The 24598-nt window shown below is 70.7% G+C and carries 22 protein-coding genes; 13 read left to right on the top strand and 9 right to left on the bottom strand.

Annotated elements, in window-relative coordinates; genetic code table 11:
* Positions 1–151: 151 nt before the first annotated feature.
* The 8 genes from ABH928_RS34185 (at position 152) to ABH928_RS34150 (ending at position 10338) form a co-directional block, all read left to right on the top strand.
* Complete coding sequence (locus tag ABH928_RS34185) at positions 152–2629, top strand: tetratricopeptide repeat protein (RefSeq protein WP_370072614.1); 2478 nt, start codon at positions 152–154, stop codon at positions 2627–2629.
* Positions 2630–3027: 398 nt separating this feature from the next.
* Positions 3028–3429: a hypothetical protein gene (locus ABH928_RS34180; RefSeq protein WP_370072613.1), complete on the top strand. Its 402-nt coding sequence runs from the start codon at positions 3028–3030 to the stop codon at positions 3427–3429.
* Between the two features lie 34 nt (positions 3430–3463).
* Complete coding sequence (locus ABH928_RS34175) at positions 3464–5764, top strand: hypothetical protein (protein WP_370072612.1); 2301 nt, start codon at positions 3464–3466, stop codon at positions 5762–5764.
* A gap of 49 nt (positions 5765–5813) precedes the next feature.
* Positions 5814–6971 (top strand): hypothetical protein, encoded by a 1158-nt coding sequence (locus ABH928_RS34170; RefSeq protein WP_370072611.1) that lies wholly within the window; start codon positions 5814–5816, stop codon positions 6969–6971.
* A 107-nt stretch (positions 6972–7078) separates the two neighbouring features.
* Positions 7079–8026, top strand: coding sequence for a serine/threonine protein phosphatase (locus tag ABH928_RS34165; protein ID WP_370072610.1), 948 nt, complete (start codon positions 7079–7081; stop codon positions 8024–8026).
* On the top strand, positions 8023–9144 hold the full coding sequence (locus ABH928_RS34160; RefSeq protein ID WP_370072609.1) for a lipopolysaccharide kinase InaA family protein: 1122 nt from the start codon (positions 8023–8025) through the stop codon (positions 9142–9144). The genes ABH928_RS34165 and ABH928_RS34160 overlap by 4 nt, the downstream gene beginning before the upstream one ends.
* A gap of 31 nt (positions 9145–9175) precedes the next feature.
* Positions 9176–9883 (top strand): vWA domain-containing protein, encoded by a 708-nt coding sequence (locus ABH928_RS34155; protein ID WP_370072608.1) that lies wholly within the window; start codon positions 9176–9178, stop codon positions 9881–9883.
* Positions 9884–9891: 8 nt separating this feature from the next.
* Positions 9892–10338, top strand: coding sequence for a hypothetical protein (locus tag ABH928_RS34150; RefSeq protein WP_370072607.1), 447 nt, complete (start codon positions 9892–9894; stop codon positions 10336–10338).
* Between the two features lie 62 nt (positions 10339–10400).
* Here ABH928_RS34150 and ABH928_RS34145 read toward each other — a convergent pair whose 3' ends face one another.
* Entirely contained in the window at positions 10401–10631 is a 231-nt protein-coding gene (locus tag ABH928_RS34145) for a hypothetical protein (protein WP_370072606.1), read from the bottom strand.
* 481 nt (positions 10632–11112) lie between these two features.
* Between ABH928_RS34145 and ABH928_RS34140 the strand changes: the two genes are divergently transcribed.
* Positions 11113–11496, top strand: coding sequence for a hypothetical protein (locus ABH928_RS34140; RefSeq protein WP_370072605.1), 384 nt, complete (start codon positions 11113–11115; stop codon positions 11494–11496).
* 200 nt (positions 11497–11696) lie between these two features.
* On the top strand, positions 11697–16508 hold the full coding sequence (locus ABH928_RS34135; RefSeq protein ID WP_370072604.1) for a hypothetical protein: 4812 nt from the start codon (positions 11697–11699) through the stop codon (positions 16506–16508).
* Here ABH928_RS34135 and ABH928_RS34130 read toward each other — a convergent pair.
* The 4 genes from ABH928_RS34130 to ABH928_RS34115 all read right to left on the bottom strand — a co-directional run bounded on the left by ABH928_RS34130 (position 16474) and on the right by ABH928_RS34115 (position 17983).
* Positions 16474–16740, bottom strand: a complete 267-nt coding sequence (locus ABH928_RS34130) for a hypothetical protein (protein ID WP_370072603.1) — start codon at positions 16738–16740, stop codon at positions 16474–16476. The genes ABH928_RS34135 and ABH928_RS34130 overlap by 35 nt on opposite strands.
* 69 nt (positions 16741–16809) lie before the next feature.
* Entirely contained in the window at positions 16810–17070 is a 261-nt protein-coding gene (locus ABH928_RS34125; RefSeq protein WP_196195101.1) for a hypothetical protein, read from the bottom strand.
* Complete coding sequence (locus ABH928_RS34120; RefSeq protein WP_370072602.1) at positions 17060–17275, bottom strand: hypothetical protein; 216 nt, start codon at positions 17273–17275, stop codon at positions 17060–17062. Before ABH928_RS34120 ends, ABH928_RS34125 begins: the two co-directional genes overlap by 11 nt.
* 54 nt (positions 17276–17329) lie before the next feature.
* Positions 17330–17983: an ArsR/SmtB family transcription factor gene (locus ABH928_RS34115; RefSeq protein ID WP_370072601.1), complete on the bottom strand. Its 654-nt coding sequence runs from the start codon at positions 17981–17983 to the stop codon at positions 17330–17332.
* 20 nt (positions 17984–18003) lie between these two features.
* Between ABH928_RS34115 and ABH928_RS34110 the strand changes: the two genes are divergently transcribed.
* Positions 18004–18495, top strand: coding sequence for an MFS transporter (locus ABH928_RS34110; protein ID WP_370072600.1), 492 nt, complete (start codon positions 18004–18006; stop codon positions 18493–18495).
* A 45-nt stretch (positions 18496–18540) separates the two neighbouring features.
* Here ABH928_RS34110 and ABH928_RS34105 read toward each other — a convergent pair whose 3' ends face one another.
* Together ABH928_RS34105 and ABH928_RS34100 are read right to left on the bottom strand one after the other, a co-directional pair.
* Positions 18541–18837 (bottom strand): hypothetical protein, encoded by a 297-nt coding sequence (locus ABH928_RS34105; RefSeq protein ID WP_370072599.1) that lies wholly within the window; start codon positions 18835–18837, stop codon positions 18541–18543.
* A gap of 146 nt (positions 18838–18983) precedes the next feature.
* Complete coding sequence (locus tag ABH928_RS34100; protein WP_370072598.1) at positions 18984–19679, bottom strand: FadR/GntR family transcriptional regulator; 696 nt, start codon at positions 19677–19679, stop codon at positions 18984–18986.
* Positions 19680–19813: 134 nt separating this feature from the next.
* On the opposite strand from ABH928_RS34100, the gene ABH928_RS34095 reads away from it, so the two are divergent.
* Together ABH928_RS34095 and ABH928_RS34090 are read left to right on the top strand one after the other, a co-directional pair.
* Positions 19814–20362 (top strand): gluconokinase, encoded by a 549-nt coding sequence (locus ABH928_RS34095; protein WP_370072597.1) that lies wholly within the window; start codon positions 19814–19816, stop codon positions 20360–20362.
* On the top strand, positions 20359–21780 hold the full coding sequence (locus ABH928_RS34090; RefSeq protein ID WP_370072596.1) for a gluconate:H+ symporter: 1422 nt from the start codon (positions 20359–20361) through the stop codon (positions 21778–21780). Before ABH928_RS34095 ends, ABH928_RS34090 begins: the two co-directional genes overlap by 4 nt.
* 878 nt (positions 21781–22658) lie before the next feature.
* Here the strand turns inward: ABH928_RS34090 and ABH928_RS34085 are convergent.
* Entirely contained in the window at positions 22659–23045 is a 387-nt protein-coding gene (locus ABH928_RS34085; RefSeq protein ID WP_370072595.1) for a hypothetical protein, read from the bottom strand.
* A gap of 299 nt (positions 23046–23344) precedes the next feature.
* Positions 23345–24529 carry a helix-turn-helix domain-containing protein gene (locus ABH928_RS34080; protein WP_370072594.1) on the bottom strand — a complete coding sequence of 395 codons (1185 nt, stop codon included), beginning with the start codon at positions 24527–24529 and terminating at the stop codon, positions 23345–23347.
* Positions 24530–24598 lie beyond the last annotated feature (69 nt).

Here is a 24598-nt window from a genome sequence, read left to right as displayed (position 1 = left end):
CGGGCAAGTGCGTCGACGACAGCAGCTACGGGCTGCGGGACTTCGGTTGTCAGGACCAGAACGGTCCGTACGCCGCCTTCCAGCAGTTCACGATGAGCTGAGCATCACGATCCGGTCGCACCCGCGCGGAGCTCGATGAGCGCGGAGCCGGATGACCAGGCGGGCGGTGGTGGGGAGCGCTGAGGAGGGCACCTCACCCCGCTCGCCTGTCACGGCAGTCTCCTTTGGCCGGACTGCTTGGTGGTGGCTGGTCAAGTCGTCTGTGCAGTCGCTATGGTCGGTCTTTGGGGGAGGAAAGCTGCTGCGTGATCGCAGCGGCAGCCGCATGCGCATTTCCTGCTCCCGGGCAAGGCCTGACCGGGGGGCTGGGGCTTTGGGGGAGTTCGGAAGTCTGCTGCGTGCGTGTCGGCTCAAGGTCGGCTGGACGCAGGAGCACTTGGCAGAGCGTTCCGGCGTGTCGAACCACGCCATCAGCATGCTGGAGTCCGGGCGGCGTCGACCGCGACTGTCGACCGTCTCCCGGTTGGCCGAGGCGATGGCGCTGGAGGCGACCGATCGGGATCGGCTCGTCTCGGCGGTGAACACTCCGGGCTCCGCGGCCCGGCCCGGCGTGGGGATCCCGCCGTCCCGGCCCGCCGAACTCCAGGCGGACCTGCACGACTTCACGGGTCGATCGGCGGTGACGGAGCAGTTGGCGTCCATGCTCCAGGACACCGCCACGGGACCGGTGCCGCCGGTCGTGCTCACGGCGATCAGCGGCACTGGCGGGGTGGGCAAGACCACGCTGGCCGTGCACGTCGCCCACCGGGTGCTCCGGTCCTTCCCGGACGGCCAACTGCAGGTCGATCTCCAGGGGACCGAGGCGGAGCCGACGGCTCCGCACGACGTCCTGGCGCGGTTCCTGCGCGCCCTCGGCATGGCGCCGGAGCAGATTCCCGTCGATGCCGATGAGCGGGCCGCCCGCTACCGAAGCCTGCTGGCCGACCGGCGCGTGCTTGTCTTCCTGGACAACGTCAAGGATGCCGCGCAGATCCGTCCGCTGTTGCCGGGGGCCGGCTGCAGTCGGGTACTCATCACCAGCCGCAGCACCCTGCCTGGGCTCGACGGCGCGGCCCGGCTGACTCTGGATGTGCTTGAGGCGGAGGAGGCGTCGGCGTTACTGCGCCGAATCATCGGTGACGCGATCGTGGATGCGGAACCCGATGCGGCAGCGGACGCGCTGGACGCCTGCGCGGGCCTGCCCCTCGCCATCCGGCTGGCCGGCAGCAGGCTCGTGGCCCGACCGGACTGGTCCGTGCGGGACCTCGCCGGGCTGCTCGCCGACGAGAACAGACGACTCAACGTGCTGCGGGTCGAGGACCGCGCGGTCCGGGCCACTTTCGCAGTGAGCTACCGGAACCTTCCGCCCGACCAGGCCCGGGCCTTCCGTCTGCTCGGGTCGAGTCCGGGCCCGACGACGAGCCTGGGAGCCGCCGCGGCACTGCTGGGGTTGCCCATGGCCGAGACCTCCCGTCTGCTCGAGGACCTCGCCGCGACGTACCTGATCGAGCACGCCGGGGTGGGGCGATTCCGTCAGCACGATCTCATCCGGGTCTACGCCGTGGAATGCGCGGCCGAGGAGCCGTCGGGCGACCGCGACGCCGCGACGGACCGCCTGCTGTCCTGGCTCCTGTACAGCAGCGAGGCCGCGTCACGACGGCTGTACCCCGGGCGCAGGCACCTCGATCTCCCCTCGGTTGAACCGACCTGTGTGCCGATGGAGTTCGCCGGCTTCGACGAGGCACTCGCGTGGTCCGAGTCCGAGGGCGACTGCCTGGTCTCGGCGCTGACTGCGGCGGCGCAGACCGGTCGGCACCGGGTCGCGTGGCAGCTCGCGAACACTCTGTGGGAGCTGTTCGACCTGCGCCCCGAGCAACCCGGGCAGATTCGCACGTACGAGACGGCCGTGGCGAGCGCGCGGACGCTGGACGACCCGGAGGCGGAATCCTGGGCGCTCAACGCCCTGGGGGCCGCCCACCGGGCCGCCCGACGAGTCGCCGAGGCCGAAGACTGCCTGCTGCGTTCGCTGGAGATCCGCGGACGTCTCGGGGACCTGCGCGGTCAGGCGTCGTGCATGGGCAATCTGGGCTACCTCAGGATCGACATGGGACGGGCGGCCGAGGCTCTGCCCCTGCTGGAGCGGGCGGCGGACATCTATCACAGCCTCGGTGCGATCCACCCCGAGGGTTCGGCGCAGCTCAACCTCGGCGAGGCCAACAAGCAACTCGGCAAGCTGGACACCGCTCTGGAGCACTACCAGAACGCGCTTCGGCGCTTTCGCGAGGCCGGCACCGAGGAATTCGCGATCGGCCGGACTCTGAGCAACGTCGCCGACACACTGTTGCTGCTCGGCCGCACCCAGGAGGCGGCCGAGCGGGCGACGGAGGCTTACGCGATCAACACCCGCCTGGGCAACCGTGTCGACGAGGCCGTCGCCCTGGAGGTCCTCGGCCACTCCCACGCTGCCAGGGGCGACAGCGCCCAGGCCCGGCAGCGGTGGGAGCAGGCCTGTGTGATCTTCCGCGAGCTCGCCCACCCCCGCGCGGCCGAGCTCGGCGAGACCCTGCGCGCCCACGCCCCGCAGCTCTGAACCGATCCGGCCTGAACCGGTCCGGCCCAGCGGGGCGTCAGGGCCGGCTGCAGGAGCAGAGGACGACGGGGTAGCTGTTCCCCCCACGCCACTTGGCTGTGCCCCGAGGAGGACCGCTCGCCAGGCCGACCGCTCGGTCTCGCTCGGGCGCCGCTGTCGGGGTGGGGGCTGGGCGTTGGGTTGCGGGTACGGTTGCGCCGGTCTGTCGCCAACTCTTGGCAGGCGAACCGACATTGACGGATCGAGACGGCGGGTGCGCGCAGCGGCGGGGCTGCGGCGAGTTGCTTCCCGAAACGCTGCGCATGTGCCACGGGCATGGCACTATGGTGGCTTTCCTGCGTGTACCGTCCGTCTCTGGTGGGTACCCGTCGGTATACGCCAACTCGGGGGAATGAAGCATGGATCCGATCACTACTGCGGCGGTGGCCGGTGCAGCACTCGTGGCGAGCAGTGCTCTCCAGTCGGCAGGCGACGGGGTGGGCAAAGCCTCCGTGGCTGCGGTCACTCGTCTGACCACGCGGATCAGGGATCGCTTCCGTGGTGACCCCCAGGCCGTGGCGGCGTTGCAGAGAGCTGTCGAGAGCCCGGAAGACGAGGTGGCTCGGGACGGGTTGCAGCGCCTGTTGCACGCCTACATGCTCCAGGACCGCGCGTTCGAGAGCGAGCTTCGCGCGATGATCGATGAGGCGATCAAGGTGCAGGGGAGCCCTGGCGGTGGTTCGGTCAACGCCGCAGTGATCAAGAACGTCCAGGTCAACCACGGCAAGGTCGAGGTCAAGGGTGATCTGAACTTCTCCTGACCGCAACCGTTCTGACCGCGTAACCACCTTGACCATGTCCGCCAGGACCCGTGACTTCTCCGTTGGAGACCTAATATTGACTAGCGAAGCCGACCGGGCGCGCCTTGGCGCGGGACCCGCGCCGGACTCCTCGGATGCCGACCCCGGGTCCGGCGCCACCAAGAACGGCTCGGGCTCGACCGAAGAGACGGCCGATGGCCCCCAGAGTGAGCAGGATGCGCTGCGTGCACTCAAGGACGGGGCGCAGGAGGAGACTGACTGGGCGGCGACCGCGCAGGCAGCCCGGATCGCCGACCTCATCGCTGACCGCCTGCAGAGCGAGCCGTCCGGCCTGAGTATCGGTACTCTCGCGCTCTTCCATGACACGGTCAGCTTCGGCGGCGGATTCAACACCGTCAGCGGCCATGGGAGTCGGGGTGGAGCCTCGGCTGCGGGCAGCTCCGATTCGTCCGTACCTTTCGGGGCCGAGGAACTTGACGAGCTGTTGGCTGCCTTCATTCAACCGGACGGCTTCCTCCAGGTGTTGAACGTCCTGCGCGAGCTTCATCTGCTGGTGCTCGCCGCCGACTCGGGCACCGGCCGCGAGGCAGCCGCTGCCAATCTCCTCGCTGAGGCGTTACTCGATGCGGGCGCCGCGGACGGCGGCACCTGCCTCCTGGTCACGGATCCCGTGGCCGTGCTTCAGCCGGGCTGGCAGCCGGCGAAGGACAGTGGCTATCTGGTGCCGCTCGACGAACACGTGGATGCGGCTGAGGGGCTCGACCCGCACAGGATCGACTCGGGACGGCTCCACGCTGTGGCCAGGGGACTGCGCGCATCGAACAGCTACATGGTGGTTATCACCGGGGCGCCACGGACCACTCTGGCCCCTTCAGCCGACCGGACTCCGTTCGTCCGCCGTGACCTGGGCGCGGTGGATGCACTGGCTGTCCTCGAACGACACTTGCTCGGCAGCCACCCCGACTCCGAGGACCGGTCCCGGCTGCGACGCCTGCTGACGGACTCCCTCGCGCTGGCCGCCCTGCGTGAACGGCCCGAGCCCGCGACTGCCGTGCGGCTTGCCCGGGCGATCCGGGCCGATCGTGACCTGGCCGCGGAGGTCGCGGCGGTGCGCGACCCGACCGAGCAGGTGCGCGCGTGGTTCAGCAGCCACGAGGAGTTGGAGACGCTCTGCTTCGTCGTTTCCGCCGCCGCGCTGGAGGAGGCGAGCTATCTGACAGTCGCGGACGCGGCGGTCCGGTTGTACTCGGAGCTCTCGCCCCAAGGAGCAGCTCCGGTCGGCCTCCGTTTCGGCGACCGCGTCGGCCGGGAGCAGATCTGGCTCGACATCGTGGACGCCGAGGGCTCGGGTGGGGTTCGGGCCGGCGCCCCGGTGGTCAGATTCCGTAGCCCGCTGGTTCGGCAGGCCGTTCTCAGCTACGCCTGGACCTATCTTGACGGATGCCGCGACGGACTGGTCGTGTGGCTCAGGAGGCTCCTCACCGATGCCGATGTCGAGGTCCGGGCCAGGGCTGCGGTAGCGGCGGGCGTCATGGCGTGGGGCGACCATCGACACGCGCTGCACCGCTTCCTCTCGTCCTGGGCGGGCAGCACGGTCTGGCCGGTGCGCCAGGCCGCGGCCACGGCACTGGGCGTCGTCGCCGGACGCCCTGAGCTCACCGAGGACGTTTGGGTCCAGCTCAGCGGATGGGCCGCCGATGGCAGTTCGGCCGTTGAACGGCGGCTGGCCAAGACCGCTGCGACGGCGGTCGGCGGGGCGCTCGGCCGACGGCAGCCGACCCGGGCGATGACCGTCCTGCGAAGCGCTTTGGACTGGCGGGAAGACTGGGGGAATCTGCTGCCGGTCGCCTGGAGCTCCGTCCAACTGTTCGACCAGGGTCAAGGCGCCGCTGTGCTGTCAGCCCTGCTGGAGTGGTCACAGCCGCAGGATCTGTCCCCCCTGGTTGCCAAGAGCCTCAGTGTCTTCCTCTTCGTGGTTAACCGCAGCCATCCGTCAACCTCGGCAGAAGCGGGGTCCGCCGCCCCGCTGCCAAGGCTGTGGGTCGAGGTGGGCACATACCGCAGGGAGTTGGAGGAGTTGTGGGCCAGGGCTCTGGCCCGCAAGCCTGTGCAGGACCAGGCTCTACCGGCCCTCCGAACCTGGATTGACGAGTGCGGTGGGCGGGACCCGGGCGGGGTCAGCACGGTGGCCGAGCTGCTCCGTGGGATCGCGGCACGCAAGGGAAAGCACCGTGACCGTCTGCTGTACCACCTGGAGAGGTGGGCTAAGGACCCCGACGGGCCCTCCACAGTCTCCGCAACGCTCCTCCGGTCCCTGCTCTCCGCACCGCACTGACTGCCGAGGGCACAGTCGTCGACTTGGAACTCCTTGGAGGGAGGTCCCCATGGGTCACTTGACCTACGATCCGGTCCTGGACGTTCAGGACCTGTCCTGGTTGCGTATGCTCACCCCGCTGCGGCCACCGAGCCCCGGGCGCGCACTCGTCCTCGTCCCCCATGAGGGCTATGCAGTGACGGTGCGTCATGGCGAGGAGATCCCGCATGCCCGGCTGGGCATGTACCGGCAAGGGATCACCGTCGACACCACCGAACACCGCCTGGTCCTGGACATGACGCTGCTCAGCCGGGACGCCGCGTTCGCCTTCCGCAGCCAGTTGGCCCTGACCTGCTCGGTGGCCGATCCTGCGGAGGTCGTCTCCCGTGGCATCCGGGACATGAGTGGCGCGCTCTTCGACCCCATCAGGCGGATGCTGCGCTCGGTCAGCCGGCACTACGACATCGCCGACTTCCACGAGGCCGAGTCGGCCCTCAACCGTGAAGTCCGTGACTTGGACGGTGACCGAGCCGTTCGGCTGCGCAACCTTCACGTCGAGCTGGTGATCGACCCGGACGAAGCTGCGGCCAGTGGCCGCGCCTACCGTGACCTCGTCCGGGACACACGCCTTGACGGCATGCGGCGTCAACGGCATCTGGACATGATGCGTGCGGATGGCGTGGAGGGGCTGCTCGCGGAGATCATGGAGCGGGAGGGACCGCGGGCTGCGCTGGACTGGATCGAGCGGGCAGAGTCGAACGAGCGCGACGAGCTCATGAAGACCTTCAAGCTGGTCCTGGAGCGCGGCGACGCGGACCGCGAGCCGTTCGAGTCGGCAGATATCGAACGCGCCCTCGTGGACCGGATCCTGAGTGGGAGCGACGCACCTTTCGGCGGGACGCGCATGAGCCGGGTCCGGGGCCGCGGACTGCCGCGTCCACTTGCCGAGGGGGCGGCGGCTCGGCCGGTGGAACTCGCGGGCGAGGCGCGGAGTCTGCCTGGAGAGGTCGTCTCCCAACCGCCCGCGGCTCCCCCCGAGGACGAACCGCTGCCCGGAGAGCGCCCGCCCGCGGAGGACCGCCCGCCCACGGACCGCCGCTACGATCCCCGGTCGTCGGCAGGGGCCACGGCCGCGTCGAGTCCGGCGGACCAGGACGGCGCCGCAAAGATGAGCCGCGTACGCGGATCCCTGCGGGGTAGCGGCAGGAAGAACGGTGACGACCGATGAGCGGGCATCCGGCCCCGGAGTCGTCAGCACTGGTTCGGGTTCCTGCTCGGCAACCGAACCCGGTGGGGACGCATTTCCACTCCCAACCAGGACTGTATGCGCTGAGCGTGTGGACTGAGCGGCGTCCCGGGCTGGGCGAGGACGCCGATCCGCTCATGTTCTTCCACCGCCCCACGCAGACAGGCCTGCTGGCCGTCTTCGACGGCGCCGGTGGTGCCGGATCCGCTCCGGCCTGGCGCAGCGCCTCCGGAACCGAGCGCACCGGGGCCTGGACGGGAGCGCGGTCGGCCCGACTGGCCACCGAACTCTGGTTCCACGACAGGATCGTCTCCGGCGAACACCCCAGCTGCGAGACCCTGGAGGACGAACTCCGCCGGGTTCTGGTGGCGGCCGTGCCGGCCGCGCGCAGCAAGGTCGTCGGAACGATGCGGCGCCAACTGCCGACCACGATCGCGGCTGTGCACTACCGGTACGAGGGCTCCGGTCTGGTGGCCGAAGCCATGTGGGCCGGGGATTCGCGCGCCTACGTTCTCACGCCCAACCAGGGTCTGCAGGTGCTCACCAGGGACCACACGGAGGAGACCGACGCTCTGGAACAGCTTGTGCAGGACCCGCCGATGACCAACATGATCTGCGCCGACCGCCCCTTTCATGTGGAGAGCAGCCATCACCGGCTCAGCACTCCCGGCATCTACCTCTGCTCGACCGACGGCTTCTTCGGCTACGTCAACACGCCCGGCGATTTCGAGTACCTGCTGCTGAGTCACCTCGAACGTGCGCCGGACATGAGTCGGTGGGCTCACGACCTCGCCGAGACGGTGCGGGGCTACTCAGCGGACGATGCGTCACTTGTGCTGGCGGCTGTCGGCTTCAAGACTTTCGACGCGCTGCGCGAGGCCTTTGCGCCACGCCTTGAGCAGGCGGAGTCTCGGTACCGCGAGATGCCGCCCTTGGAGGACCAGGACGCCATGCGTGACTGGCGCCTGGCGCAGTGGAACGCCTACCGGGAGACCTACGAGACGTTGCTGCCCGAGCTGCGGCAGGAGGACGAGTGAAGCTGCACGATGTCGTCAACGGATACCGTGTCGTCTCCTCGCCGACCAACAACAACGGCGGCAAGTGCATCTGGGCCTTCGCGGAGAAGGACGGACGGGACTTCTTCATCAAGCAGTTCCTGGAACCGAAGCGGCCGAGGGACGACTCGCCCGGCAGCGAGCGCAGCAAGGCGATCCGCCTGTCGGTGTGCCAGGAGTTCGAGGACCGCCACCGTGGAGTGATGGCCCGGCTCGCACCGGACATGCGGGGGGCCGGCAACCTCGTCCTCGCCGAGGACTTCTTCTTCTCCGGGAGCACCTACTACAAGGTCACCGCCCGGATCGAGGCCGCCCCGCTGGAGCAGCCCCAACTCCTGGAGCCGCGACAGAAGTCGGTGCTGCTCCGATCGCTGGCGGTCAGTGTCCAACTGCTGCACGGCATCGGCATCGTCCACGGCGACCTCAAGCCCGCCAACGTCCTGCCCCAGCAGAACAAGGACAAGGCACTGCAGATCGCGAAGCTCATCGACTTCGACGACTCCTACCTGTCCGGTAATCCCCCGGGCCCGCATGACATCGCGGGTGACTCCCTCTACGGCGCGCCGGAATGGCGCCGCTACGTTCAGGAGGATCCGGAGCTTGCGCCCACGCACCTGACGACCGCGGTGGACATGTTCGCGCTCGGTCTGATGACCCACTATTACCTGACCGGTGAGCTTCCCGGCTACGACCGCCGTTTCGGCTCCCCGGCGGACGCGGTCAACGCCGGACAGAGCCTCACGCTGGACTCCCGGCTCTCGAGCACGGTCCAGGGGCTGGTGCGGGCACTCACCTCGGTCGCCCCGACGGCACGCCCCCGGATCGCGGCGTTCCTCAACACACTGCGTGACCCCGACCTGTGCGCGCTGCGGCATCCTCGGCCGGGGACGAGTCGGCCAGCCACGACGCCGGACCCGGCTACGGTCACCGCTGCCGCGCCGGCCAACGCGACCGCGCCGGTGAGCCGTCTGAGGAAGAACCTGACCGGACGTGACGGCGGCCCGACGGCAGCGCCCGAACCGGCGGCAGGAACACCGGCTGCCGAATCGGCTGCGCGCGTGTCCCGCGTCCGCATCAACCTCGGCGACCGCCGACGCTGACCGGAACAACTACCACACAGGAGAGAGTCAGATGGGTTCGGAACTCAGCCAGTACCAGGGGAATCTGCAGTACGCGGTGGACATCGTGCTCTGCATCGACGCCACAGCCAGCATGGGGCCGGTGCTGGAGTCGGTGAAGGCGAGCGCACTGTCCTTCCACCAGCGGCTGGCGGAGGTCATGGACTCCAAGGGTAAGGCGATCAGCTACCTGCGGATTCGCACCATCGCCTTCCGTGACTTCGGTGACCGCGTTGACGACGCGATGCAACAGACCGACTTCCTGCGTCTCCCCGAGCAGGCCGCCGAGTTCGAGACCTTCCTGCGCGGTGTCGAGGCCGCCGGCGGCGGGGACATCCCCGAGTCGGGCTTGGAGGCGCTCTCCCTCGCGGTTGCCTCCCCCTGGGAGACGGGCCTGGATCGTCGGCGCCACGTCGTGGTGGTGTTCACTGACGCGCCGGCACATCCCTTGGGAGGGGAGCACTCGAAACTGCAGGGCTACCCGGCCTCGGTACCCGCCAGCTTCGATGACCTGTTCGAGCAGTGGGGGTATGCGCGCAGCCAATCCGCACTCATGGAGCAGTCGGCCAAGCGTCTGGTCCTCTTCGCACCGGATCAGGACCCGTGGTCCGGTATCGCCGAGGAGTGGGACCTGACGCTCCACTTCCCGTCGAAGGCGGGCGACGGCCTGCAGGAGTTCGAGATGGACGAGATCATCGACACGATCGCCAACAGTCTGTGAGCTCGGACGTGAGGCAACTTCCTGAGTTGCGCGTCCTCTGCGCGGGCGCCGAACTGAGCCACGTGGCAGGCCGGGTGCGGGTGCATTGGGAGGCGGGAGGCGGCATGGACCTCCCGCTCGACTGGTGCACCGACGTGGTGTCACTGCGTCCACCCGACGGTTCCGGAGTCCAGATAGTGCTGACCTTCGAACCGGGACGGACAGGTCCCGGCCCCTCGAAGAGCCGGGTCTCCGTCCGGCTCGAAGTGCCGTCGCAGTGCGCGCAGGACGCACACGAGTTCGCCAACTTCCTGGGTCGTCTCCGGAGGCGGGAGACACCTCCACCGAAGACCGCGACTCGTGTGCCTGCCGCCAGTCCGGACTGGGTGAATTTCCCGGTCTCCGAAGAGGCAGCGGAACTCTACGACTTCCTGCTGGCACGACTGAACCGTCCCACGCCGCCTGTCGCCCAGTAGCGGGGGAGCAGAAGGAGAGACTCTGTGACCGGCCCGACCTGGTGCTGCGCTTCGTGCGATACCTACAACGCGCCCAGCCGACGGGCCTGCCTGGTGTGCGAGGAGCCCCGCCCCAGCGACTCCCCGAAGGCGCCCTCGAAGCCGAGGCCCCCCGTGGCCCGCCCGAAGGAGGACTGGACGTGCCCGGACTGCGAAGTCCGCAACGCCGCCAGTGACCTCCAATGCTTGGTATGCAGTGCGCCGTGGAAGCCGGCGTCCCGCCCCTCGACCCAGGCGTCCCGCCCCGCGTCCACGAAGTCCTCCTCGCCACGGGACGGGAGAGGCGAACCGCGGAGCAGTGGAGCCGCCCCGCGTACTCCCAGAAAGGCGCCAACTCCTGGAGTTGCCGAGCCCTCCACTTCACCTCGGGCGTCGGCCGACCGAGCGACCTCGACCCACCGACCCACTGCGGCGAGCCGACCGACAGTCACGGGCGGGACGAAGACCGGAGCGCCGCGTTCGACCGGACCCCGGCCTGCCAAGCCCACCACCACTGCCCGCTCGGGCGGCACCCCGCGCCCGGAGGCCCTCTTCTACCCGCCACCGGGCGGCGCCGGATACTCGCCGAGTCCTCCGGCCCCGCCGCTACCGCCTCCGCGCCCGAGACGGATAGCCCCGCGCTACATCCCACCGCCGCCGGCGCCCGTCGGGAAGCGCGTGCGAGGCTGCCTTACCACCATCGCTGTCGTAGCAGCCCTTTTCTTCAGCCAGCAGCTGCTGCACGGCTGCGAGAGCTTGTTCAGTCCGTCGGGCCCCAGCGGTCCGGACGCCACTTCCACGGCTACGGGTGTCGCCACAGCCGAGGCGCAGCAACCGTGCCCCCAACGTGTCGCGGACCAGCTCCCCGGCGGCGAAGGGGCGAGCCTGGTCGAGGCCTACACTGCTGGGACCACCCAGATCACGCTCTGCCTGACGGCCGAAAAGCGTCTGTACTACTACGGCGAGTTCGTCGACGAACCAGGGACCGGGCTGGTGATGCCGGCGACCCGGACGGCTGGCGGGATCGAGGCGACGAACGGCGCCTACCGGTATGTCCTCCACGGGAGCACGGTGACCATCACTCTCGATGGCAGCCTGCTTGCTCAGGAGACGTTGAGCCCCCTCCCGTCGCCGACCTGACCGGGCGGCGGCCCATGAGGTCCCGCGTACTCGACGGCCTGCGCCGGATCGTGCGGGATGTGAGCCGCGCGCTGCGTGCTGAGCGACGTGGAGTCGGAGGCCGGGCGGGAGATCCGGAGATGTACCGCAATCACTGGATATCCTCTGGTGAGACATGGCACCCCGCCTGTCGATCAAGCAACTGGGAATGAGTGCGCAAGGTGTACGAGCTCAACCGGGTCCGCCTGTACTCCATCGGCCCTGCCGGTGCGCGGTACGCCGACACCGTGCTCGACCTGAGTGGCGTCGGGGAGCTCGTGCCCGATCCGGTGCCGCGACAGCCCGGCTTCTTCGACGAGGAGGAGACCGGCCCGGCCCGGCGGCCCGCACCCGCGGGCGTGCTCTTCCTGGAGAACGGCGGCGGCAAGTCGGTCCTGCTCAAGCTGATCTTCTCGGTGATGCTGCCCGGTCACCGCAACACCCTGGGCGGCGCCAGCTCCGGCGTGCTGCGCAAGTTCCTGCTCGCGGACGACTGCGGGCACGTCGCGCTGGAGTGGCAGCACACGCTGACCGGCGAGACCGTCGTCGTCGGCAAGGTCAGCGAGTGGCGCGGCCGTCAGGTATCCGCCGACCCGCGGAAGTTCGCCGAGGCGTGGTACTCGTTCCGGCCGAGCCCGGCGCTGGGCCTGGACTCGCTGCCGGTCGCCGAGCGTGCGGTGCTGATGCCCGCGCCCCGCGAGGAAGCCCACCCGTCGCCCGCCACCACCCTCGACGGAGCGGCTTCGCCGCGCACCCTCCCGGTCAGCGCGCGTGGCCGGCGCCGCACCATGAAGGGCTTCCGCGACGCGCTCACCGAGGCGGGCAAGCTCGCGCCGGAGTTGGAGATCAGCTGGGAGGAGGGTCACGAGCGCTGGATCGAGCACCTCGGCAGCCTCGGCCTGGACCCGGAACTCTTCCGCTACCAGCGCGAGATGAACGCCGACGAGGGTGAGGCGGCGGGCCTCTTCGCGGTCAAGAGCGACAAGGACTTCACCGACCTCCTGCTCCGCGCGGTCACCGACACCCGCGACACCGACGGCCTGGCCGACCTGGTCCACGGCTTCGCCGCCAAGCTGGGTCGCCGCGCCGAGTTGACCGCCGAGCGGGACTTCACCGGCGGCTCGCTGGACCTGCTGCACCGGATCGCCGAGGCCGCGACCGCGCGTGAGGCGGTCCGCGAGCACCACCGCGGCGCCGAGCGGCGCGCCCGTCGCCTGGCCCGCTCGCTGGGCGCCCGCGCCGGGCTGGAGCGCGCCCGCGCCGCTGAACTGCAGGCACAGGTCGAGTCCGCGGCGGACGCCGCCGCCGAGGCGGACGCCGCGCGCACCCGGCAGTCACTGATCGCCGCTGAGCTGACGCATCGTCATGCCAGTCTGGCGCTGGCCGCCGCCACCGCCGACGCCGCCGCGCTCCGTCGTGAGCTGCTGGACGCCCGCACGCTCCACTCCGCCTGGCAGGCAACCGAGTTGGTGCTGCGTCACCGTGCCGCCGCCGACCGGGCGACCCGCGTCTCCGCCGCCATCCGTGAGGCCGAGCGCGACGCCGCCCCCGCCCTGGCCGCCCGGACCAAGGCCGCCGTCGCGCTGGTCGGCGCGCTGGAGGCCGCAGCCGAGGCGGCGGAGGAACGCGCCGACAGCGAGGAGTCCCGCGCCCAGGGGTTGCTCGCCGAGGGCGAGGCCGCCCGCCGTGACGCCACCGCCGCCGCCACCGCAGCGCAGAAGAGCCGCAGCGAGGGCGACCACCTGCGCCAGCGCCTGGCCGAGGTCGAGCAGGAGACCCAACAGGCGGTCCGCGCCGGCTGGATCGACGCCACCACCGGTGATCCGGACGACGCCGAGCTCGTCGACCCGGCCCGTGCCGCGCTGGAGGCCGCCGACGCCGAGAAGCTGGCCACCTCTGCCTGGGAGCAGGCCCGCGCCACCGCCGAGCAGGCCGCCGGACGCTCCCGCGAGGCCTCCTCCCGCGAGAACCGCGCCGAGCTCGCCGCCGCGCGAGCCCAGGACGCCCTCGCCGCCGCCGAGGGCGCTCTCGGATCGGAGCGGCACACTCTCGGTCTGCTGGCCGCCGAGCCGCGCGTCGCCGCCCTGCTCGGCGTCGGTGACGGCGAGCTGACGCCCGAACAGCTCGACGCCGCCGTCGACCCGTTGCGCGAGCAACTCGACAACGCGGTGGCGGGCGCCGAGCGCACCCTCTTCGAGCTGCGCACCAAGGCCGCCGACGACGCCCGGATCCTGGGCGCCCTTGGTGACGGCGGTCTGCTGCCGCCCGGCCCCGACGTGCTGGCCACTGTCGAGTACCTGGGCGAGCACGGCGTTCCCGCGCTGCCCGGCTGGCGCTACCTGGCGCAGTCGGTCGACCCGGTCGACCACGACCGGATCCTCGCCGCCCGGCCGCAGCTGGTCGACGGTGTCATCGTCACCGACCCGGACACGCTGGAGCGAGCCCGCGAGGTGCTGGCCGCCGCCGCGCTGCTGCCGCGGTCCGCCGTGGCCGTCGGCACGGCCGCCGCCCTGCTCGGCCCGGTGACCGCCGAGGTCGAGGCCGCGTCCGCGGGCGTCTTTCTGGTCCCGCCGAACCCGGCCATGCACGACGAGTCCGCCGCCGACGAGGAGCGGCGTCAGCTGCGCGACCGCGCCGCCGCGCGGGACGAGCAGATCCGCGAACTGGCGGCCCGCCTCGGCGCGGACCGGCTGCTGGCCGGTCGGCTCACCTCCTGGCGTGCCAGCTGCCCGGCCGGACACCTGGCCGAGCTGACCGTCGAGGTCGAGGCCGCGCGTGCCGCGCTGGAGGCGGCGGGCGCCGAGCGCAGCGCGGCCCGCGCCGAGCACACCGAGGCCGAGCAGGAGCGCGCCGAGGCCGCCCGGCTGCGCGAGTCCCGACTGGAAGGCGCCCAGCAGGCCCGCCGCCGCGCCGACGCGCTGGCCGGTCTCGCGTACCGGCTGCGCGAGCGCGGTGCCTGGACCGCCCGGCTGCGCGGGCTCGGTGACGAGACCGCCCAGGCCGAGCAGCGTCAGCACGTCTGCGAGGAGCGCGCCCACGCGGCCGACGAGGACCGCCGCGCCGCCCAGCGCGCCGCCGACGACGCCCGCCGCACGGTCCGCGCGCTGCGCGCCGAGCGCGCCGAACTCCCCAGCGCCGACCTGCCCGAGGACGCCCGCAGCCGGGCCGACGCGGCCGATGCCGAACTTCCCACGGCGTCCCTGCCCGCGCTGCGTGAGGCGCACCGCGTCGCCGCCCAGCTCTACGAGAAGGTCGGGGTCGGCGCGGACCTGCGTGCCGAGCAGGCCCGGGCGGAGAGCGACGAGTCCGGCTCACGGGCCGAGCTCGACCGGCTCACCAACAAGGTCCGTACCCGCGCTGAGGAGCTGCTCGGAAGCCCCGACGGAGCCGACGGCCCCGGCCGCCAGGCGGCTGCCTCCCGCGCCGAGGATCTGGTCCAGACGATCGAGGCCCGCGCCTCCGCCGCCAGCGAGCAGCTCGGCCGCCTGCGCGGCGAGGCCGAGCGCAGCGCCCCCGCCTCCGGGGACGCGCACACCGAGCTGCCCGAGGAGCTGGTCCCGAGCGACCAGGAGCACGCGCAGACCCTGCTCCGCGCGGCCAGCGCCGAACTGGCAAGCCGCAGCGATGCGTTGGACGCGGGCCGCGCTGCCCACGCCGAGCTGCTGCGCGGTCACGAAGCCACCCAGCACGCCGCCGCCGAGTTCGACGAGACCGCGGCCCAGCTCCGTGACGGCCTCCGCGAGCCCGCCGCCGACGCGGGCAACGCGCAGGCCGAGGAGGAGGAGCAGGTCGCGCCGGTCACCGGCACCCTGCCGGAGGCCCGGCACGCCGCCGCCGACGCCCGCCGTCTGCTGCGCGCCGCCGGCGCCGAGCTGTCCGCCGCCGACCTCTCGGTCCGCGATGCCGGCGACGCGCTGGTCCGGCATGCCAACGCCACCCGGTTCGAGGCCGTCCGCACCCCGGCCCGCCAGCAGATCCGCGAGCTGCCGGCCTCCGTCCTGCCCGAGTACGCGGCCCAGTGGGCGGCGGCGTTCGCACCCCGACTGCGGGTGCTGACCGACGAGTTGAACCAGCTGGAGCGCAACCGCGACAGCATCGTCGACCGGCTGCGCGGCCTGGTCGAGACCTCGCTCGCCACGCTGCGCGCCGCGCAGCGGCTCTCCCGCCTGCCGGAGGGGCTGGGGGAGTGGTCGGGCCAGGAGTTCCTGCGGATCCGCTTCGACGAGCCCGACCACGCGGTGCTGACTGAGCGTCTCGGCGAGGTCATCGACGAGGCCACCCGCGCGGCGGTCAAGCGCCACGGCGGTCCTGCCTCCGGCGCGAACGCCGGTGCGGTGGACTGGAACCGCCGTGACGGCATGTCCCTGCTGCTGCGCGGTGTCCACGCCGCACTGGAGCCGCGCGGCGTCACCGTGGAGATCCTCAAGCCCGACGCGGTGCTGCGCGCCGAGCGGGTGTCGGTCAGTCAGATGTCCGACGTCTTCTCCGGCGGCCAGCTGCTGACCGCGGCCATCGCGCTCTACTGCACCATGGCCGCCCTGCGCGCCAACGACCGCGGCCAGGCCAAGCTGCGCCACGCGGGCACACTCTTCCTGGACAACCCGATCGGCCGCGCCAACGCGACCTACCTGCTGGAGCTCCAGCGCGCCGTCGCCGACGCGCTCGGCGTCCAGCTGATCTACACCACGGGTCTGTTCGACACCACCGCGCTGGCCGAGTTCCCGCTGATCATCCGCCTGCGCAACGACGCCGACCTGCGGGCCGGCCTCAAGTACATCTCGGTGGAGGAGCACCTGCGCCCCGGCCTGCCGGAGATCGACGAGGAGGACGCCGAGATCCACGGCGCCGTCAGCGCCACCCGCGTCTTCCGCCGCCCGCGTCCCGAGGACGCGGAGACGGAGGCGGAGACAGACGCGTCGGCGGCGGCGGCGACGACCGAAACCGTGGCGAGCTCGGAGCTCAGCGAGGGCGCCTCGCGCCCGTCATCGGGGTGACGTTGCCGGAGCCGTAGAGCTGCTCGCGGTTGGCGCGGCGGGTGATCCAGACGTCCAGGCCGAACCAGGTCGTCAGGAGCACCCCCGCCACCGTCGCGGTCAACCACGCGCCCATCTGCTGCGCCTGCGCCATCGACACGAAGACCGTGAACACCAGGGACGCCATCGTGAAGGCCGCGCCCATCAGCAGTCGTACCTGCGCGCGGCGCGCCTTGTCCGAGACTCGAACCATCGTCGTACCCGCCATTGTCGAACCTGCCTCGTTCTGTTCTGTGCTTCCGTACCGTCAGTCCGTGCTGCCCTAGGCCTCGACGTAGGCGACGAGGATGGTCGAACGCAGCACCGACACCGAGTAGATGACGCGCACGTCCTCCAACTCGTCGCGGTAGTCCCGGAGCAGGGGGAACCGCGTCGGCAGTCCGAGTTCCGGGGCCAGGGAGAGCGCGGTCAGCGCCCGGTCCAGCCGACGTATCTCCTCGGTGCCGGTCAGCGCGTCGACCTGCTTGCGCGCGCCCTCGGTGAACCGGATCTGCGCACGCCTGAGCCGCCGCCTAGAGGACACGGCCCGTCGGACCCTCGGCCAGCCGTGCGAGCGCGGTCTCCCGGATCTCCTCCCAGGCGACGCACTCCTCCACCGTGGGCAGTCCGTTGGCGGCGATCGACTCCAACGCCGTGGCCAGGCTGTCCCCGCGGGCACGCTCGTCCGCGGCCCATGCACGCAGCACGTCGGCGGCGTCGGGATCCCAGCACGCATCCGGCTGACTCACTCGGCTCCTCCCCAGGCCCCGTCCCTCCCTGCCGTTCGCAGGCTACCCGGGACCCTACCGGGTCGACACTGGTCCGTTCGAGGGACCCCGCGGGCCGGTCGGATCGTCGGATTCACCGGATTTGCCGAGGTCGTGAGGGGTGCCGGAATCGTCCTGGGCGTTCGGCGCGGACCGGTTGGAGTCGGGCCGGTCGGGGTCCGGGCGATTCGGGTCGGGCCGATTCGGGTCGGGGTGGAGTACCAGGAAGAACGACCAGGCCGGTTCGGTGAGATCGTTGGGGCGCCCGGCGAACTCCTCCAGCAGGCCGCGCAGCCGGGTGCGGAACTCGTCCATGTCCCCGGCGGACAGGCGCAGGCCCATGCGGGTGCTGTCGACGTCCGCCGCGGGCACCAGGGCGAGTTCCTCCAGGAACGTCTCGAGCATCGTCCGGTCCAGCGCCGGGACTTCGAGGCGCCAGGACTTCCGCGTCGCCAGGTACGGGATCTCGCGGGCGCCCCGGGCCCCGCGCCGCTCCTCCTGCGCCTCCAGGAACCCGGTCCGCACCAGCGTCCTGGTGTGGTGCAGCACGCTCGCCGGGTCGCGTCCGAGGATCCGGGCGATCTCCTTGTTGGTGTGCGCCTCGCCCAGACAGATGCGCAGGATGCGCAGCCGCAGCGAGGAGGCGAGCGCCTTCGCCTCGTCGTCGGTGGCCGGTCTGCGCTGGGTCATGCACAGCATCCTACGAGTGATTGACAAAACCCAATCACTCCGGCGCGCTGATCGCCGCACGCGTCGCCACCCGGTTCGGCCAGGGCCCGGCGATCTGCCTCTCCGCCGCAGTCTTCGGCCCGTGTGCGCTGGTCACACCGTTCGTGCAGCGAGACTGGACGCTGGCGTTGTTCGCGGTGGCGCAGATCGTCATGTGGGTGGGCATCGTGGTCTACAACATCACCCAGGTGAGCTTCCGTCAGGGTCTGTGCCCGCCCGGCCTGCTGGGCCGGATGAACGCGACGATGCGGTTCCTGGTCTGGGGTACCATGCCGTTCGGTGCGTTCCTCGGCGGCGTGCTCGGCACAGCGATAGGCGTGCGCGACACGCTGTTCGTCGCCGCGGTCGGCGGGTCCGCGACCTTCCTTGCGGTCTTTCTCTCGCCGCTCCGGGGCATGCGCGAACTTCCCACCTACGACGAGACGTCCGACGCTCCCGCTCCGGCCCGGTCGGCCGTCCCGACAGAGGGATGAGGTCGGGACGGCGCGGCGGCCCGGCGGCGGGAGCGCCTGCGTGGATCACATCCGTTCGTCGCGGACGATCTCCAGATTGACGAAGCGCGGCGGGGTGATGCAGGCATGCTGCATCTCCTCCGCGATGTGCCGGGTCGCCGGCAGTTCGCTGTTGCGCATCGCCGACTCGTAGGACGGGAACTCCACCATCTGCATGAAGTGCGTCGGGTTGTCGCGATCCTTGCCCACAGAGGAGTGGGTCGCGGTCCGCTTGCCCTCGGTTGCCTGCAGCCAGTCGTCCATCAGGGCGTCGAACCGCTCTGCTTCCTCGGTCTCGTAGTCGATGACCTGAACGAAGGTCATGCCGCTCGACCTCCTTCCCCGCGCGGAGCGTTCCCGCGCGTGGATTCAGCGTCCCGCGTCGGACAGATCACCACAAGACCGGCAGAACGTCACCGCACGGCTACCGGTCGTGGCGGTGCTGCCGACGGTCCCAGGCGAGGTCCGGGCTACTCCAGGATCGCTTCCAGCTCCTCCAGTGCCCCGGCCACGATCGCCCGCATCGCGCGCTCCGCGCGTTCGCCGTCGCCCGAGCAGACCGCCTCGGCCACCTCGCGGTGCAGCTGGACGGCGTACTCCTCCGGGTGATGCGGCATCAGGTGGTGCTCGGTGCGCCCGCGCAGCACCGCCTCGACGGTGTCGCCGAGATGCGCGAACATCTCGTTCCCTGACGCCTGCAGCACGGTGGCGTGGAAGTCGGCGTCGTGCCGGAGGAAGGCGGCAAGGTCGCCCGCCCGGCCGGTCATGGTCATCTCCATGGCCAGCGCGCTGAGCGCCCGCCGCTGGTCGTCGGTCGCCTGGGTGGCCGCGAGCCCGGCCGCCGCGGGTTCGACGGCGACCCGCAGGGAACCCAGCGAGCGCAGCTGTGCGCCCCGGTCCGCACCGGCCAGCCGCCAGGCGATCACGGTGGGGTTGAACACGTCCCACTCGGCCTTGGGCCGGACCGTGATCCCGACGCGGCGGCGCGAGGCAACCATCCGCATCGATTCGAGCATCCGCACCGCCTCGCGGACCACGGTGCGGGAGACGCCGTAGCGCTCCTCCAGCCCCTCGATCCGCAGGATCGAGCCCACGGGGATCTCACCGGCGGCGATGGAGGGTCCGAGATCGGCGAGTAGGCGGCCGGGCAGGCCCTGGAAGTCCATCCGTCCAGGTTAGGGGGCGTACGGCCGAACCCGTACCGCGGGCGATAAGTATGACCATTGTGGAAACAGGGGTTGATTAAGTCATACCTTTGAACGACACTGTGGCGACCAGAATGAAGAACGGAGCACCAGCAATGGCTCTCAGCGTCGAGATCCAGCGCCCGGCGAGGGCCATCGTCGTCATGGGTGTGGCGGGGGTCGGCAAGACCACCGTCGCCCAGGGCCTCGCCCAGCGCCTCGGCCTGCCCTACGGCGAAGCCGACGACTTCCACCCCGCCGCCAACATCGCCAAGATGGCGGCCGGGCACCCCCTCGACGACCAGGACCGCGAGCCGTGGCTCAGGGCCCTGGGCACCTGGCTCGGCGAGCAGGTCGCCGCCGGCAATGGGGGAGTCGTCACCTGCTCGGCGCTCAAGCGCAGCTACCGGGACCTGCTGCGCGAAGCCTGTCCCTCGGCCTTCTTCCTGTACCTGACCGGCCCGGACGCGCTCATCGAGGGGCGTCTCGCGCACCGCAGCGGTCACTTCATGAAGGCCCACATGCTCGACTCCCAGCTCGCCATCCTCGAACCGCTCGGCGCGGACGAGAACGGCGCGGTCCTGGACGTCGACGCCTCCCCGGAAAACCTCGTCGAGTCCGCCGTGGCACTGCTGCCACGGCCTGTCAACGGAGACCTCGCGTGACCAGCCTGTCCACCCCCACCGCCTTGCTGGCGGACGCGACCCCTGCCCTCGCCCACTCCCACAGTCAAGGCCAGCTGCTGCTCGCCGCCCTGGTCAGCATCGGCGCGATCGTGCTGCTGATCACCAGGCTCAAGCTGCACCCCTTCCTCGCCCTGACCCTCGGCTCGATCGTGCTGGCCGTGGTGGCCGGCGCGCCCTTCGACAAGCTGACCGACAGTTTCGGGACCGGCTTCGGTGCGACCGTCACCAGCACCGGGCTGCTGATCGGCCTCGGCGCGATGCTCGGCAAATTGCTGGCCGACTCCGGCGGCGCGAACGTCATCGCCGACACCGTGCTGGCCCGCTCCAGCGGCCGGAAGCTGCCTTGGGCAATGGCGCTGATCGCGGCCGTGCTCGGCCTGCCGCTCTTCTTCGAGATCGGCGTGGTGCTGCTGGTCCCGATCGTGGTGCTGGTCGCCCGGCGCGGCAACCTCCCGCTCATGCGGGTCGGCATACCCGCGCTGGCGGGTCTCTCGATCCTCCACGGCTTGGTCCCGCCCCACCCGGGCCCGCTGGTCGCCGTCACCGCCCTGCACGCCAACCTCGGCGTGACCCTTGCGCTCGGCCTGCTGGTCGCCATCCCCTGCCTGATCATCGCGGGCCCCCTGTTCTCCCGCGTCGCCGAGCGCTGGGTCGGCCCGCTGGAGATCCCGGAGCAGACGGCATCCGAGGCGGCCGCGGCTTCCACCGCGGTGGACTCCTCCGAGCACACCCCGGCCTTCGGCGCGGTGCTCGTCACCATCCTGCTGCCGGTCGTGCTGATGCTGACCAAGGCGTTCTTCGACGTCGTCGTCAACTCGCCGACCGCCGTCGTCCAGCGGATCTTCGACTTCGTCGGCTCGCCGCTGATCGCACTGCTGTTGGCGGTGCTCGTCGGCATGATCACCCTGGGCAAGGGCGCCGGCTTCACCAAGCAGCGCATCTCCGACTCGCTAAGCTCCTCGCTCGGCCCGATCGCCGGCATCGTCTTCATCGTCGGCGCGGGCGGCGGCTTCAAGCAGACCCTGGTCGACGTCGGTGTCGCCAACGCGGTCAGCTCCTGGGCGGACAAGCTGCACATCTCCGCCCTGCTGCTGGGCTGGCTGATCGCCGTCCTCATCCGCCTCGCCACCGGCTCGGCAACGGTCGCGACGATCACTGCAGCGGGCATCGTCTCCCCGCTCGCGGTCGGCATGAGCACAACCCACACGGCCCTCCTGGTCTTGGCGGTCGGCGCGGGCTCGCTCTTCTTCAGCCACGTGAACGACGCCGGGTTCTGGCTGGTCAAGGAGTACTTCGGGATGAGCGTCGGCCAGACGGTCAAGTCCTGGTCGGTGATGGAGACCCTGATCTCCGTCACCGCGATCCTTCTGATTCTGCCGTTGTCGCTGGTCATATAGCGTCTCTGGCTCTGCGGGGCGGCTGCAACGGGTTCTCTCGACTCGTTGCAGCCGCCCTGTCGTCTACCCGGGCAACTACAAGCGATGGCCTACCTCATCCGGTACTCATCCGTAACTTGTGAACTTCTGAGATCTCTCTCTGAGTCCGTGTCAGGTGCTGGCGCTCCGGGGGTTCGCGCCTACCCACCCCGGTGCCCTCCAGCACAACTGGGTGGGAGTCTGTCGCCGCTACGTGGCATTGAGGGTTTCAAGGCGTAGATCGTCGAATGTAGGACGTCTCCGCGATCTCGCCGAGTTGGACCTGACTGAGGGCGCGTGAGTTGCGGGCTGCGCGCAGGAGTGCGCCGACGGCCCAGCGGTGTTGCTGGATCCAGTCGGGGAGGGGTTCGTCGCGCACTCCCCAGACCACAAGACGGTCAGCCGAGCCAAGAACGATGTCTACCAGGTGAGCGTCGATCAACTCGCGCGCTTCGCCCGGGCCCTCGGCATCAGTTCTGCGGAGTTGGTCCCAGGTCCCTCCGAGACTGAGTGGCTACTACACGGTTCTGCCGACTAGGAGACGTCTGCTGCCGGGAAAGGGTTCTGGCGGTCGGTTGGACAGCCCAAGCGAGTGGTAGTGAATGCCCGTCCCGCACGCCCTCCATATCCTCCTCAACGCCCCGTCAGCCGAGCTCGGTCCGCAGTGTGACAGGCACAGTCGCACCCGTACACGCGCCCGTTCACCTTCCGCACACCGACTGGGCAGACGTGATCCTCGGCGGTCGCCGCCGGGTTGCACGTGCCGAAGTACGAGCGCTCCGGCGCCCGCCACTTGCGCACGCCCAGGGTCGGCCACGTGAACGGCTCTCGCGTCTCCGGGTACGGCGGGCGGGGCCCGGTCACCGGCCACCGTCCCGACGCTTGGCGACCTCTTCGGCGCGCTGGTGGTCCTCAAACCGCAGCGGGCGCCCATGCTCGTCGGTGAGCGGTCGGCCGTTCTCCATGACCAGGTAGCCGCCGTCACGGCGGTCGTACTTCACAGTCCGGCTCACGCCGCCCCCCTCGCACTCGCCTGCAGGGCAGGCCTCCGCCCGCCAGCCGCCGCCGACTTCGCCGTACACGTGCCCGGCGTCTTCAAGGCCGGGGCGGGTGCTGTGGCAGAGCATGCACGCTTCGCCGTGGAGCTGGGGCTCGGTGACGAGCTGTTGGAGGGTGGCGCCGTCGGGGGTGTTCCAGCGGACAGGGATCGTCGGCTCTGGCGGCGCGGGGATGGTGGTGTCGCTCATGACGTCTCCCGCAGCACGCAGTCGGGGCACCTCACGACCGGCCACAACTTCCGCTCGTCGTCCGGGCCGAGGACCCTGATCTCACCCGCAGGCGACAGCGGGCAGTCCGGCGCCCGTCGCACCGCACCCTATGCACGCCTCACCATGCAGGCGCGCGATGCTGATCTCTTCGGGCAGGCGTCGTTCCAGCAGATAAGGCATGGGACCTCCTCGCAGCGGGCGAATCGGCTGGCGTGATCCATGCTGACGACTGGGAAGAGAGGCGAGGGACACACTGTGTGTCCCCGGTGGACGGCTGGTCAGACGACGTGGGCCCACTCCGCGAAGCCGATCAGGGCGTCCCGGTCCGAGTGCTTCGACCGAAGCAGCGACTGCAGCGTCTGGTGGACCTGGCCGTGTTCGCGGACGTGTTGCGGCGCAATCGACCGGGCCACACGCAGGGACTCGAACGCGTCGTCGTCGCGGGACTGCCACAGCTGGGCGCGGGCGATGTCGATGTAGAAGTGCGAGCGGCGCTCCGCCGGGAGATTCGCGGGCGGCTTCCACGACTTTGCGGCGTTCAGGACACTCGTGGCGTCGCCGAGCTCGACAGCGACGGCCACCTGGTGCACGTAGTACGAGTCAGGGCCGAACGCAGTCCCCGCATACACGCCTTCAGGAACGCGCTTGGCGCACCGTTGTGCGTCGGCGAGATGCGCCCGCGCCCGGGGGCGGTCGTGGATGCGGCCGGCGGCTACAGCGGCCCGCATGTGGAGGGCGCCGACGGCGGCGGTGACGCTTCTGGAGCGTCCGGTGGGTGCGGCGTCGATCGCGGCCTCCAGCATTCGCAGCCCAGTGGCGACATTCTGTGACTTCCCGTCGGCGAAGAACGTCTCCATGCGCACGTAGGCGGCGGTGGCGTCGATCGCGGGGTCTTCGGCGAGGCGGGCGGACCAGCGCATCAGCTCGATCAGGCGGGCGGACAGGTCGTGGTATCGGAACTTATACACCACGGCGTCCGCCGAGCGGTACGCGGAAGCGAGGAGGGTGGCGGCCTGCTGTTGCTCGACACCGGTCAGGGTGTGGACGGCGCGGGACAGTTCGGCGAGCAGGGCGGGGAGAGCACGGGTGAGCTGCGAGTAGTGCGACTCCAGACGCTTCTGCTCCAAGGCCACGGTGGCCTCACGCAAGGCCCGCAGGGGTCGGACAGGGCCGTCGTCGGGGAGGTCGTAGGCGTCGATCGCTGCCCGCAGCGCGGGGATCGCGTCATGGACGCGCCCGGAGGTGAACCCGGCGCTGCCAAGGAGCTGCTCAGGGTCGACGTCGAGGGCGTCGGCGATGCACTCCAGCACCTGATCAGACGGGTATCGGCTGCCTTGCTCGATCTTCTTGATGGTGCTCGTGGACACGTGCGCGGCTGCGGCGAGCTCGGCCTGATCCAGTCGCTTGAGCTTGCGGGCGGCGGCGATACGCGCCCCTACTATGTCGGGGTTGCGCGGTGGCATCCTGGCACTCCGTTCCTGACTCACTATCCGGAACGGTACTTGCGCGCTCAGTTGCTGTGCCGGTGAAGC

This window comes from Streptacidiphilus sp. MAP5-3 (assembly GCF_041262505.1).
In the GTDB taxonomy this organism is placed as follows: Bacteria; Actinomycetota; Actinomycetes; order Streptomycetales; family Streptomycetaceae; genus Streptacidiphilus.
Note: the sequence above shows the minus strand (reverse complement) of the source record. Positions and strands in the feature narration are given on the sequence as shown.